The sequence below is a fragment of the Pseudomonas sp. 21LCFQ010 genome (assembly GCF_024129905.1).
GTDB lineage: Bacteria > Pseudomonadota > Gammaproteobacteria > Pseudomonadales > Pseudomonadaceae > Aquipseudomonas.
Window position 1 is genome coordinate 64226 of record NZ_JAMYDZ010000003.1, and the last position, 12995, is coordinate 77220.

Annotated in this window: 11 protein-coding genes and 1 pseudogene; 9 read left to right on the top strand and 3 right to left on the bottom strand. The window is 58.6% G+C overall.

Translation table 11 applies throughout. The features are described from left to right. The first annotated feature begins 3 nt into the window (after positions 1-3). The 4 genes from ssuC (at position 4) to NJC38_RS05460 (ending at position 3493) form a co-directional block, all read left to right on the top strand. Entirely contained in the window at positions 4-801 is a 798-nt protein-coding gene (ssuC, locus tag NJC38_RS05445) for an aliphatic sulfonate ABC transporter permease SsuC (protein ID WP_045486023.1), read from the top strand. After that, entirely contained in the window at positions 798-1613 is an 816-nt protein-coding gene (gene ssuB / locus NJC38_RS05450; RefSeq protein ID WP_045486026.1) for an aliphatic sulfonates ABC transporter ATP-binding protein, read from the top strand. The genes ssuC and ssuB overlap by 4 nt, the downstream gene beginning before the upstream one ends. Positions 1614-1645: 32 nt before the next feature. Next, positions 1646-1861 (top strand): TOBE domain-containing protein, encoded by a 216-nt coding sequence (locus NJC38_RS05455; RefSeq protein ID WP_025262382.1) that lies wholly within the window; start codon positions 1646-1648, stop codon positions 1859-1861. A 330-nt stretch (positions 1862-2191) separates the two neighbouring features. Then, positions 2192-3493, top strand: a complete 1302-nt coding sequence (locus tag NJC38_RS05460) for a hypothetical protein (RefSeq protein WP_253111951.1) — start codon at positions 2192-2194, stop codon at positions 3491-3493. A gap of 98 nt (positions 3494-3591) precedes the next feature. On the opposite strand, the gene NJC38_RS05465 is transcribed toward NJC38_RS05460, so the two are convergent. Together NJC38_RS05465 and NJC38_RS05470 are read right to left on the bottom strand one after the other, a co-directional pair. Then, a complete protein-coding gene (locus tag NJC38_RS05465; RefSeq protein WP_253111953.1) occupies positions 3592-4236 on the bottom strand; it encodes a TetR/AcrR family transcriptional regulator in 645 nt (214 codons plus the stop codon). Between the two features lie 102 nt (positions 4237-4338). Then, the gene (locus NJC38_RS05470; RefSeq protein WP_253111955.1) at positions 4339-4548 is read right to left on the bottom strand and encodes a DUF3077 domain-containing protein; all 210 of its coding nucleotides are present in this window, start codon (positions 4546-4548) and stop codon (positions 4339-4341) included. 463 nt (positions 4549-5011) lie between these two features. Here NJC38_RS05470 and NJC38_RS05475 point away from each other — a divergent pair, with 463 nt between their 5' ends. From NJC38_RS05475 to NJC38_RS05485, 3 genes and pseudogenes are all read left to right on the top strand, one after another. Then, positions 5012-5728, top strand: a complete 717-nt coding sequence (locus tag NJC38_RS05475; protein ID WP_253111964.1) for an RHS repeat-associated core domain-containing protein — start codon at positions 5012-5014, stop codon at positions 5726-5728. Positions 5729-5956: 228 nt separating this feature from the next. Further along, the gene (locus NJC38_RS05480; RefSeq protein ID WP_253111966.1) at positions 5957-6727 is read left to right on the top strand and encodes an RHS repeat-associated core domain-containing protein; all 771 of its coding nucleotides are present in this window, start codon (positions 5957-5959) and stop codon (positions 6725-6727) included. A 577-nt stretch (positions 6728-7304) separates the two neighbouring features. Next, positions 7305-7578, top strand: a pseudogene (locus tag NJC38_RS05485) (RHS repeat-associated core domain-containing protein); the annotation flags it as partial. A 574-nt stretch (positions 7579-8152) separates the two neighbouring features. On the opposite strand, the gene NJC38_RS05490 reads toward NJC38_RS05485, so the two are convergent. Continuing rightward, positions 8153-9529, bottom strand: a complete 1377-nt coding sequence (locus tag NJC38_RS05490) for a glutamine synthetase family protein (protein WP_045486036.1) — start codon at positions 9527-9529, stop codon at positions 8153-8155. A gap of 610 nt (positions 9530-10139) precedes the next feature. Between NJC38_RS05490 and NJC38_RS05495 the strand changes: the two genes are divergently transcribed. Both NJC38_RS05495 and NJC38_RS05500 read left to right on the top strand, forming a co-directional pair. Beyond that, positions 10140-11498, top strand: coding sequence for a glutamine synthetase family protein (locus tag NJC38_RS05495; RefSeq protein WP_045486039.1), 1359 nt, complete (start codon positions 10140-10142; stop codon positions 11496-11498). Between the two features lie 110 nt (positions 11499-11608). After that, positions 11609-12973, top strand: coding sequence for an aspartate aminotransferase family protein (locus NJC38_RS05500; RefSeq protein ID WP_253111968.1), 1365 nt, complete (start codon positions 11609-11611; stop codon positions 12971-12973). The last annotated feature ends 22 nt before the right edge of the window (positions 12974-12995 follow it).

The following is a 12995-nucleotide window of genomic DNA, read 5'->3' on the forward strand; positions in this document are numbered from 1 at the left end:
TCCATGAGCCTCAGTGCTTCACAACGAGTCTTGCACAGGCTGGCACCCTGGGCGCTGCCGGTGCTTTTGCTGGCTGTCTGGCAGCTCTCGGTCAGCGCCGGCTGGCTGTCTACCCGCATCCTGCCGGCGCCCAGCGCCGTGATCGAGGCGGGCGTCAGCCTGGTGTCCAGCGGCGAGATCTGGACCCACCTGGCAATCAGCGGCTGGCGTGCCGGGGTGGGCTTCGCCATCGGCGGCGGCATCGGCCTGGCGCTGGGTTTTATCACCGGTCTGACCCGCTGGGGCGAGCGCCTGCTCGACAGCTCGGTGCAGATGATCCGTAACGTGCCGCACCTGGCGCTGATTCCGCTGGTGATCCTGTGGTTCGGCATCGACGAGACCGCCAAGGTGTTTCTGGTGGCCTTGGGCACCCTGTTTCCGATTTACCTCAACACCTATCACGGGATCCGCAACATCGACCCGGCGCTGGTCGAGATGTCGCGCAGTTACGGGTTGTCAGGCTTTGGTCTGTTCCGCCACGTGATCCTGCCGGGCGCCATGCCGTCGATCCTGGTCGGGGTGCGCTTCGCGCTGGGGTTCATGTGGCTGACCCTGATCGTGGCTGAAACCATTTCTGCCAGTTCCGGTATCGGTTACCTGGCCATGAATGCCCGCGAATTCCTGCAAACCGATGTCGTGGTGCTGGCGATCGTGCTGTACGCCGTGCTTGGCAAGCTCGCCGATGTGGCTGCACGCGGCCTGGAGCGCGTGTGCCTGCGTTGGCACCCGGCTTATCAAGTGACTAAAGGCGGTGCGGCATGACCAGTCTGAAACAGCAACAACCGGCGCATCTGTTGCGCGGCATCCCGCTGGCCTCGCACAAGCTCAAGAAGGCCTTTGGCAACCGCGAAGTGCTCAAGGACATCGACCTGCACATTCCGGCCGGGCAGTTCGTCGCCGTGGTCGGGCGCAGCGGTTGCGGCAAAAGCACCCTGTTGCGCCTGCTGGCCGGGCTGGACAAGCCAACTGAAGGCGAGCTGCTGGCCGGCTCTGCGCCGCTGAGCCAGGCCCGCGATGACACCCGCCTGATGTTCCAGGAAGCGCGTTTGCTGCCGTGGAAGAAGATCATCGACAACGTCGGCCTCGGGTTGACTGGCGACTGGCGCCCGCAAGCACTGGAGGCGCTGGAAGCGGTCGGCCTGGCCGAGCGTGCCAACGAGTGGCCGGCGGCGTTGTCCGGTGGCCAGAAGCAGCGTGTGGCGCTGGCGCGTGCATTGATTCACAAGCCACGCCTGTTGTTGCTCGATGAGCCGCTGGGCGCGCTGGACGCCCTGACCCGCATCGAGATGCAGCAGTTGATCGAAAACCTGTGGCGCAAGCATGGCTTTACCGTACTGCTGGTCACCCATGACGTCAGCGAAGCCGTTGCGGTGGCTGACCGGGTGATCCTGATTGAAGAGGGCCGCATCGGCCTGGACCTGATCGTCGACCTGCCACGGCCGCGTGCCCGTGGCTCGCACCGCCTGGCGGCGCTGGAAGCCGAAGTACTCAACCGGGTGCTGGCAATTCCCGGCACACCACCGGACCCGGAACCCGTTTCACCCCTGCCTACGCAACTGCGTTGGGCCAATTAATCAGTATCAATACCTGACGAGAGGAAGATCTCATGACTATCAAGGCCATCAACGTTCGTAACCAGTTCAAAGGCACCATCAAGGAAATCGTCCAGGGCGACGTGCTGTCGGAAATCGACGTGCAGACCGCTTCGGGCATCGTGACCTCGGTCATCACCACCCGCTCGGTCAAGGAACTGGAACTGGCAGTGGGCAGCGAAGTGATCGCATTCGTGAAATCGACTGAAGTGTCGATTGCCAAGCTGTAAGCGATGCGGCGACACCCAACCCCGGACGGCGCAGGCTCTCCGGGGTTTTTTGTATCTACAGGTTGATTAGGCCGGGTGGCTTGCCAACGAATGCAGTGCGCAGCGCTGCCAAGGCCCTTGGAAACATGGCTAACGATCCAGGGTGCGATGCACGAGCGCGTCAAGTTACTCCTTCTGCCAGCTATGCAGTGTCCGCCATGGCGCGGACAGTCACGTACTACCTTGTGATGAGCGTGCAAGGCCATGTACCGGTCACCCTCGCTTGACGTTAATGGCAAAGAGTGATTGAAAAATCATCACGATCAATCATTAACGAGTGGAGTATTGATCATGAGCAACCAGCAGCCGGTTGGAAACATTCAATTTGAATATGAGCCGCCGTTCCCCGCACCGAATGCAATGAGTCAAAGAACTATCGTTCAGGCACTGCCTGGCGGCAAGCGTTACCTGGCCGACAAAGAAACCGCAGTCGGCGTTAAGTATGTCAATGTTCTGGTCACTCGGGTGCTGCGCGATGGCGCGCGCGACACGGGTTTCAATTCGACGGGCTGGCAGGCTGAGCACATCGAAATAGATTCTTATCAAGCATCGGTCGGTTTGTTGCAGCAGTCAGACGGCGGGGTCATTGTTTCAGTATCCAATCAATTGTCCACTGCAGCTTCGTCGCTCGCACTGCTGCGTTACCAAGAGAACGGAGAGCTGGACAAGAACTTTGGTAACAACGGCAAAATCATACACGCCATTCCCCTGGATGTCGGACTGTCCAGACTTGTTGATCAAGACCAGGAATCCAAGGCTGTGCCAGGCGGGTTTGGCGCATTGGTGCCGGGTGACAATGGCAGGTTTTTTAGCCTGGTGCGCAATCGGTCAGGCATTCTCAGCCGGCTGGTAAGCCTGCACCCTGACGGCCAACTGAATCTGGACTTTGGCACAGACGGTATCGTCCCCATCACTCATCCCACCCGGGCCATCAGGACTCATGGCATTACTGTCGCTTCAGACGGCGCGATTATGGCAGTGGGTGGGTTAGAAGGCAGCGTCGGTGCTTTTCTCGCTCGATACACTGCAGAGGGGGCGCTGGATCAATCGTTTGGCGAGAGCGGATTCGTGATTTTCAATGCCAAGGCGGCGGGTGATCTTGAGTCGAAGGTCGTGTCTATCGGCTTGACAAGCGTGGCCGCGCTGGACGGTGGCGCTGCAGTGGCTTGCGGCAGTCTGGGGGTGACATCACCAGCGGGGCCCATCAGTTATGGGCTTGTTGTCTGTGTCAACTCACAGGGCGCACCGCTCACCTCATTCAATGCTGGCAAAGCCTTGTTGTTTGGACCGCCTAAAACACAATTTATTAAGCTCAATAAAGTCGTCGTGCAGGCGGATGGCAAGATCGTAGTGGGTGGTGAATTGAACTTGATCGACAGCAGTATCCTGGTGGCTCGCTTCCTCCCTGATGGCCAGGCGGATAAAGGTTTTTTCCGTAGCGGATGGACCACGTTCAAGCCTTATAAAGCGTGGCACTGCGCGATCGCGGATCTTGCGCTTGATCCGCAAGGCAGCGAGATTCTGGTGACGGGCTCAGGGGGTAGTAACCCAAGCGTGCAATACCAGCAATCCATCGTCGTACAGCTCGGTTAAATGGCTTCACGATGGGCGCTGCGATAATTGGAGTGGGCGACTGAATTCAAGCCTGCCGCTCACTCCAATGTGCGAGGCAACCGAGCGGGATCGCCATCTCACATCTCAAGCGACTGCTGCCTTTTGATCATGCACGGCGGCAAATACAACCCCACATACGCATCAAATACTCGCCTGCTTTCCTCAGCCATACGCGGCGTGATCTGCCCATGCAATTGCATCGAGCGCGCATACACCCGGTCGCCAAGCTCCATCGCCAAGGCAAATACGTCCACATCGGTTGGCAACTCCGGAAGGTGGAAGTGCCGGTTGAAGACGGCCTGCATCAGCCGGCCCAGCTCGATATCGTGCTGGCGGTCTGCCTGGTTGACCTCGGCCAGCCCGTGTTGGGCCAGGATCAACTGGCGGGCGGCGGCGTCGTTGTTGTAGATGTCCAGCATGCGCCATTCCAGCAGCCGTGACAGATCGTGCCAGTCGCTTAGTGAATCGTGCTCCACCGGCGCCAGCAATGTCGCCCGAAAGGCCGCATGCACGTCGGCGGTCAGGGCTTCGAGCAGGGCCGGTACGCTGGCGAAGAAGTGGTACACCGATGACGGCGGAATCTGTGCACGTTCGGCCACGCTGTAGATCGACAGGTTGTCCATGCCCTCGCTGACCAGCAATTCCCGCGCGGCAGTGAGGATCGAGCCGATCCGCGCCTGGCTGGCAGCACGGGGTTTGCGGGGTGTGGCGGGGCGGGTCATGGTCAGCTAACTCTGCGGCGGGCAAGGCGCCATTGTACAGGGCGCCCGCGAGTAACGCTCCCGCCGAAACCGGGCTGTTACGGGATCGGCGGGAGCACCTGCCTAGTGCGCTTCGATCGTCTGTAGCGACTGGTTGACCAGCGCCTGGGCCATTTCTGCCAGATGCATCACCGAGAAGGCCAGGTCACGTTGCTGGCCGCTCAACTGCTCGCCGGCTTCATAGGCGGTGGCGACAGCGCAGCGCAGGATCTGGTCGACACGCAGCAGGGTGTCTTCGAGGTGCATGGGGGGATCGGGTGTGATTTTTTTCATGGTCTAAAACCTCTTAAAGTTTTGGAGCCATCGCTTGTCGCTCTCACACGGCAAAGGGTGGCAGCTATGTACAGGGTGAGAGGACCGGTAGAGGCACCCGGTCAGACCGAAGTCTGCCTGCACACAGCCGCCATAACGCATTCGATACAAGGATAAACCGAAGGCGAATTGACAGGCTTGCGCCGACCTCTTAAAGCAACCGGGCTCTCACACCCACCACTGCATTACAGCGGCGAAGCGCAGACTAGAGGCCCGATCAGGCAGGCGCAAGCGGTCGGGATTCTCTCGGAAACTTCACTCAAGAGATACAGAAAGGTCTGTAAGAAGGGTCACAATTCTTGTCGTCCATCGCCTGTTTTGGCGTGGTTCGGGGCCGTTGAATCCAGCCTGTCATTTCCGCTAGCTGAATCTTGCGACAGCCAGAACGACAATTGGCTGTGAGTTTCTCGTCGAGGCCAGGTTAATGACTGAACAACGAACGCTGCTTCGTGGCCATCCAGGCTTCAATGGTGAGCTTTGCGACCCACTGACCGGGCATTACTTGTTGGGCAATGGTTATCGTGCGTACAACCCAGTGTTGATGCGCTTTAACAGTCCGGACAGCTTGAGTCCGTTTGGTGAGGGCGGGTTGAATGCCTACGCGTATTGCCAAGCGGACCCGGTTAATCGTATTGATCCCAATGGGCATCTCTCGGTGTCTGCTATCAAGCTGTGGCTCTATGGCGCGGCAACTGCAATGTATTCTGCTGGCACTGCTGCTCTTGCGAGTAGCCTGCGTGCGTTTTCCCAAGGGAATTTTGTAAGGGGCATGGGTTATGGCGCAGCTAGCGTAGGCCTGGCGTCTTCGGGCAGCCTGGTGGCGACTATTGCCTATCGCTACCCAAATCTTACCTCTCGGCAAATGTGGGTACTCCCCGCTAAGTTAAGACGCCCCGTAGAAAAGTATATGTTAATGAATCCTCTGCCTTCCTCTGAGTTAACAGGTCTTGTAGAGCAGCATCTGAGAACGGAGCCTCCGCTTCTATCGAACTTTCTGGCGCCTCCGCCTTACTCGGAGAGTGCGACGGTTGAGCTTTCGACCTTCATTAGGCCTCCGGCTTATGAGCCACCTACGCTCAGTAGAGCGGCGGCGATGCGCAACGGTAGTGACGAAATCAGGGCTGATTTAGCCGCACGCTGAATACAGGGTTTACGCAGTGTTTGTCACGGAAGTCGCTACCTAATTCTGTCATGGCGAAAAACATTGCCGGACTGAAGCGATGGCGTCTTGAATATCGCCTGAAACCACCGACCGCCAGCGCTCGGTTTTGCAGGCCCTCAAGGCTAATCAGCCTGTCATTTCCGCTAGCTGAAGCTCGCAGCCAACATCACGATAATTGGCGTTCAACTTCTTATCGGAGTCAGGCTAATGGCTGAACAACGAGCGCCGCTTCCCGGCCAGCCGGGTTGTAAGGCAAAGGCTGGAACTGGCGAGTACCCGGTCGGGAGGTCAGGCTTCAATGGCGAGTTCTGTGACCCGTTGACCGGGCATTATTTGCTGGGCAATGGCTACCGGGCGTTCAATCCAGTGTTGATGAGGTTCAACAGTCCGGATGACCTGAGTCCATTTGGCAGGGGTGGAACCAATGCCTATGCCTACTGCCACGCCGATCCTGTCAATCGGGTGGACGTCGATGGGCATTTTGCGGGCTTTATGTCAGGTATCAAGGGTTTGACGCCGCTTCTTATGGGTGCAGCCGTTGCAATGTCCGTTGCAGGCGCGGGATTGACGGTCGCGGCAGTTGCAGTCAAAGACAAGAAGATCAGGAATATTCTAGGTTTTGCAGGTTTGGGGCTAGGGGCTGCAGGTCTGTTCACAGGCGCCATTAGCCTTATTCCAACAGCCCACTCCAGGTTATCGGGAATGCTGTCGCGTACCAATACCAGCGTTGCTGCGCAACCTGCTGGAGTGGCGGTTAATCATCCTGCCAACATGGTTGCTCAACCTGCTTTTGCGCGGCCTGTTGCAAGCACGGCTACTCAATCTGCCAGCAGGGTTACCCAAACTGTTCCTGACGCGCCACCCCCCTATGAGTTTCCCCCTTCCTACGACCCGCGCGCGATGCCATCTCCCTCGGCATCCAGTAATCCGATTGTCCGGCTCGTTTCGAATATCAGGAAAAGGGTCGGTCTAGTGTAGTGAGTTGCAAGTTCGCGCAACAAATGGCGAGTGATTTTTACTGCCGGGTGAGCTGGACCGGCTCAGCGAGCTGGCCAGCCTGCCGGGCTTTACTGGTGAGCTTCGCGACCCGCTGACCGGGCATTACCTGTCGGGCAATCGCTACCGGGCGTTCTGTCCGGTCGACCAAGAGGTACGAAGACGGTTATGTGGCTAACAGTGACGATTAGAGAGTTGAAGTGTCGCCACAGTTTTTGTCGTCTACAGGGTAATGCCGATCAGTTAAGGTCCAATCGGCCCGGTGGGAGTGGCCGGCCGGCGCTCCGGGCAGCCGACGAATGCTGCGGTACATTCACAGCAAATGTGCCGGTTTTACTGGCCCTTTCGGGGTGGTCCGGCATCCCGGCTAGCCCCCTCCCATCGGGACCGAGTTGAGCCGGATAATCGCTTAACTGATCGGCATTACGTCTACAGGGCGCCTTTAACAACTACCTGCGTTGTCATCGCTGCGTTGAATCCAGCCTGTCATTTCCGCTAGCTGAATCTCGCAGCCAACATCACGACAGTTGGCGTTCAACTTCTTATCGGAGTCAGGCCAATGGCTGAACAACGAGCGCCGCTTCCCGGCCATCCGGGTTGTGGGGCAGCTACTGGACCTGGACAGCGTCAGTCCGTGCACTTGGGCTTCAATGGCGATCTCTGCGAGTCAATCACTGGCCATTATCTGTTGGGCAATGGTTATCGGGCGTACAACCCAGTGTTGGATGCGCTTTAACAGTCCGGACAGCTTGAGTCCGTTTGGAAAGGGTGGGGTTAATGCGTACGCGTATTGTCAGGGGGACCCGCTCAATAAGGTTGACCCGACGGGTCATATCAAATTCGCCAAAGGGGCTGGCAAGTTCTTTCGTGCGGTTCCTGATCGGATACAAGATGGTCGAGTTGCCCGCCCACGACCGGTTGCGCAAGTCAGACCAATGATCAACCAGCGACCGGTTTCAGGACCTGCAGCATCACCCCGGACCTTGCCAGACACAACGGTTGCAGTGAATACGGTGCAACCTCGGGTTATCGAGCGAATCGATAGTGGGATAGGCACTTCTTTTTCGTTCTACGAGCCTGATTATCTGAGGGGGTTGAATGACCAGCAGTATGTCGCCGCCGCCCACGTGAACATGGGGGCGTTTGCTGATTACACACAGAGTCATTTTCCACAGATCGATCAGGTTCTGCATCAGACAGAGCGCATGTTGACGTATCAGCAAGCGTTCACCAGAGGGATGCCGATCCGAGGAGTATCGCCACAGGTACTTGATGGCAATCGACAGTATATTCAGTGGGCACAAGAGAGGCTGAACCTCATAAGTCAGGTGTGCGCCAACTTGAGGCGTTGAAAGCAAGCGCCGCAGATTTTGCATTCATGCGGCGCGTGTTACCTGTTCGCGGCGGTCAAACCGTATGCAAATACCAGTTGTACTCCAAATCCGAAATCGAGTGCTCGAACTCTTCCAGCTCGCTCTCTTTACAAGCCACGAAGATATCGATGTATTTCGGATCGATGTATTTGGCCATGACTTCGCTGTCGTCCAGCGTGCGCAGGGCGTCGCGCAGGTTGTTGGGCAGGCTCTGCTCGAATTGCTCGTAGGAGTTGCCTTCGACCGGTGCGCCCGGCTCGATCTTGTTGGTCAGGCCGTGGTGCACGCCTGCCAGTACCGAAGCCATCAGCAGATACGGGTTGGCATCGGCGCCCGCCACGCGGTGCTCGATGCGCACGGCATCGGCGGTACCGGTCGGCACGCGCACCGCCACGGTGCGGTTGTCCAGGCCCCAGGTTGGCGAGTTGGGCACGTAGAACTGCGCGCCGAAGCGGCGGTAGGAGTTGACGTTCGGGCACAGGAACGCCATCTGCGCCGGCAGGGTCTCGAGCACACCGCCGACCGCATGACGCAATGCGGCGTTCTGCTCGGGATCCTCACTGGTGAAAATGTTCTTGCCGTCGCGATCAAGGATCGAGATGTGCACATGCAGGCCGTTGCCGGCCTGGCCCGGATAGGGCTTGGCCATGAAGGTGGTGTCCATCTCATGGTCGTAGGCGATGTTCTTGATCAGGCGCTTGAGCAGTACCGCGTAGTCGCAGGCCTTGAGCGGGTCGGCCACGTGGTGCAGGTTGACTTCGAACTGCGCCGGGGCGCTTTCCTTGACGATGGCGTCGGCCGGAATGCCTTGCTCCTTGGCGCCTTCAAGGATGTCCTGCAGGCAATCGACGTACTCGTCGAGGTCGTCGATCAGGTACACCTGAGTGGAATGCGGGCGTTTGCCGGAAATCGGTGAGCGCGGTGGCTGTGGGCGGCCGTTCACGTTTTCCTGGTCGATCAGGTAGAACTCAAGCTCAAACGCGGCGCAGATGGTCAGGCCCATCTCGTCGAAACGGCTGACGACCTGGCGCAGTACCTCGCGCGGGTCGGCAAAGAAGGGCTCGCCTTCGAGTTCGTGCATGGTCATCAGCAATTGCGCGGTGGGGCGCTTTTGCCACGGTTCATTGCACAGGGTATTGGGGATCGGGTAGCAGATGCGGTCGGCATCGCCGATATCCAGGCCAAGGCCGGTGCTTTCTACTGTGGAGCCATTGATGTCCAGGGCAAACAACGAGGCCGGGAGGTTGATGCCTTTTTCGTAAACCTTGTGCAGGCTGGTGCGTTCGATTCGCTTGCCACGCACTACACCATTCATATCTGCAATCAGAAGGTCAACGTACAGAACCTCAGGGTGTTCCTTAAGGAACGCGTTCGCTTCGTTGAGCTGAACGGCACGCGGGGGTACCGACATGATGCAACACCTTTGTTGTTAAAAATATCAATCATCGAGTCTTGCCGGATTCAGTCAATCCGAAAGCCATGATGAAGTCAATAGAGCTTTCCTTTGCCCCGAAATGGCGCCATCGTGCCGATTATGCTGCTTGTCAGGGCATTCGCAACACGCTGCAGCCGGGCAATACCCGGAGCCATGAATTGGCGTGTTCAACGTATTTCTAATTATTGTGAAAAAAAATGAACGGCGCTAAGCTCCATCGCAACCCATAACAGCAAAAATACCGGGGGCGTCGATGTCTGCATTGCCATTCATGGACAACAACGCACACTGCACAATGGCCTCGCCAGGCAGTGGTGTCGCCCATCACAGATGCACAGCGTCTACTGAACCCTATCACTATAGTGGCGCGGCTGACAGCGTGCCGCTTACCCCCTTGCGGTCCCGAATGACCGCGCATTTGACTCGGCATCCGCGTCCAGGTTGCGTTAGCCTTGCGCTGCGTTCATCAAACATGCATTTGCGAGGTGCATCCTGCACCGCACGGCGCCTGGGCACTGCACTGTGACGCCGAACAAGTCGCAACCAGGCCTGACTCCGGTCAGGACACGTCAAACCTGAGGTATTTATGAGTACCAATCTCGACCAGCTCACCGATTGGTTGAAAGAACACAAGATCACTGAAGTCGAATGCATGATGTCGGACCTGACCGGCATCACTCGGGGCAAGATCTCCCCCACCAACAAATTCATCGCTGAAAAAGGCATGCGCCTGCCGGAAAGCGTTCTGTTACAGACTGTGACCGGTGACTATGTAGAAGACGAAATCTACTACGAACTGCTCGACCCGGCCGACATCGACATGATCTGCCGCCCCGATGCCAATGCCGTGTATCTGGTGCCATGGGCTATCGAGCCGACGGCCCAGGTGATCCACGACACCTACGACAAACAGGGCAACCCCATCGAGCTGTCGCCACGCAACGTGCTCAAGAAAGTCCTCAAGCTGTATGCCGACCAGGGCTGGCAGCCGATTGTCGCGCCGGAGATGGAGTTCTACCTGACCAAACGCAGCGATGACCCCGACTACCCGTTGCAGCCGCCGGTAGGCCGCTCCGGGCGTCCCGAAACGGGCCGGCAGTCGTTCTCCATCGAGGCCGCCAACGAGTTCGATCCGCTGTTCGAAGACGTTTACGACTGGTGCGAACTGCAAAACCTCGACCTCGACACGCTGATTCATGAAGATGGCACGGCGCAGATGGAAATCAACTTCCGTCACGGTGATGCGCTGTCGCTGGCTGACCAGATCGTGGTGTTCAAACGCACCATGCGCGAGGCCGCGCTCAAGCACAACGTGGCTGCGACCTTCATGGCCAAGCCCATGACCGGCGAGCCGGGCAGCGCCATGCACCTGCACCAGAGTGTGATCGACATTCAGACCGGCAAGAGCATCTTTTCCAACGAAGACGGCACCATGAGCACGCTGTTTCTGCAGCATGTCGGTGGCTTGCAGAAATACATCCCCGAGCTGTTGCCGCTGTTCGCGCCCAACGTCAACTCGTTCCGCCGCTTCCTGCCCGACACCTCGGCGCCGGTCAATGTCGAGTGGGGCGAAGAAAACCGCACCGTCGGCCTGCGCGTACCGGATGCCGGCCCGCAGAACCGCCGCGTCGAAAACCGCCTGCCGGGCGCCGATGCCAACCCGTATCTGGCGATTGCCGCGAGTCTGCTGTGCGGTTTCATCGGCATGGTCGAAGGCATCAACCCCAGCGCGCCGGTGGTGGGGCGTGGCTACGAGCGCCGCAACCTGCGCCTGCCACTGACCATCGAAGACGCGCTGGAGCGCCTGGAAAACAGCAAGACCATCGAGAAGTACCTGGGCAAGAAATTCATCGTTGGCTACGTCGCGGTCAAGCGTGCCGAGCATGAAAACTTCAAGCGCGTGATCAGTTCCTGGGAGCGTGAGTTCCTGCTGTTTGCCGTCTGACCGCTGATAGCCCCGTAGGAGGGGCTTCAGCCCCGAAGCTTTGATCCTTCGCGGCTGAAGCCGCTCCTACACGGGCTATCCACCCTGCAATCTGGCAATGGAGTGATGCAATGACCGTCAAGAATCCACAAACCCTCGAATGGCAAAGCCTCAGCCACCAGCATCATCTGGCGCCTTTCAGTGACTACAAACAACTGAAGGAAAAAGGGCCGCGCATCATTACCCGCGCCGAAGGGGTGTACCTGTGGGACAGCGAAGGGCAGCAGATTCTCGACGGCATGGCCGGCTTGTGGTGCGTGGCGGTGGGCTACGGTCGTGAAGAGCTGGTCGCGGCCGCCAGTCGCCAGATGCGTGAGCTGCCGTATTACAACCTGTTCTTCCAGACCGCTCACCCGCCTGCTCTGGAGCTGGCGCAGGCGATCGGCCAGATTGCCCCGCAGGGCATGAACCATGTGTTCTTCACCGGCTCCGGCTCCGAAGGCAACGACACGATGTTGCGCATGGTGCGTCATTACTGGGCAATCAAAGGCCAGCCGAACAAGAAAACCATCATCAGCCGGGTCAATGGTTATCACGGCTCCACCGTCGCCGGCGCCAGTTTGGGTGGCATGACTTACATGCACGAGCAGGGCGATTTGCCGATTCCCGGAATTGTCCATATTCCTCAGCCGTACTGGTTCGGCGAGGGCGGCGACATGAGCCCGGATGAGTTCGGTGTCTGGGCTGCCGATCAACTGGAGAAAAAAATCCTCGAACTGGGCGTGGACACGGTCGGCGCCTTTATCGCCGAGCCGATTCAGGGCGCTGGCGGGGTCATCGTGCCGCCTGACAGCTACTGGCCGCGGATCAAGGAAATTCTGGCCCGCTACGACATCCTGTTCGTGGCAGACGAGGTGATCTGCGGCTTCGGGCGTACCGGCGAGTGGTTCGGCAGTGACTACTACGGTCTTGAACCGGACATGATGACCATCGCCAAGGGGCTGACCTCCGGTTACGTGCCCATGGGCGGCCTGGTGGTGCGTGACGAAGTCGTCGCGGTGCTCAACGAGGGGGGCGATTTCAACCACGGCTTCACCTATTCCGGGCATCCGGTGGCCGCTGCCGTGGGCCTGGAAAACATACGTATCCTGCGCGAGGAATGCGTCGTCGAACGGGTCAAGGCAGAAACGGCACCTTACTTGCAGAAACGTCTGCGTGAGCTGAGCGACCATCCGTTGGTGGGCGAGGTGCGCGGCGTGGGTCTGTTGGGGGCAATCGAGCTGGTGCGCGACAAGCTCAGCCGGGAGCGTTACACCGGGCAATCGGCGGGCATGATCTGCCGAACCTTCTGTTTTGAAAATGGCCTGATCATGCGAGCGGTCGGCGACACCATGATCATTGCGCCGCCACTGGTCATCAGCCTGGCGCAGATCGACGAACTGGTGAGCAAGGCTCGCCAGTGCCTGGATCTGACCTGGCAGGCGCTGCAAGGTTAATGCTGTTCTACAAGGCCATCCG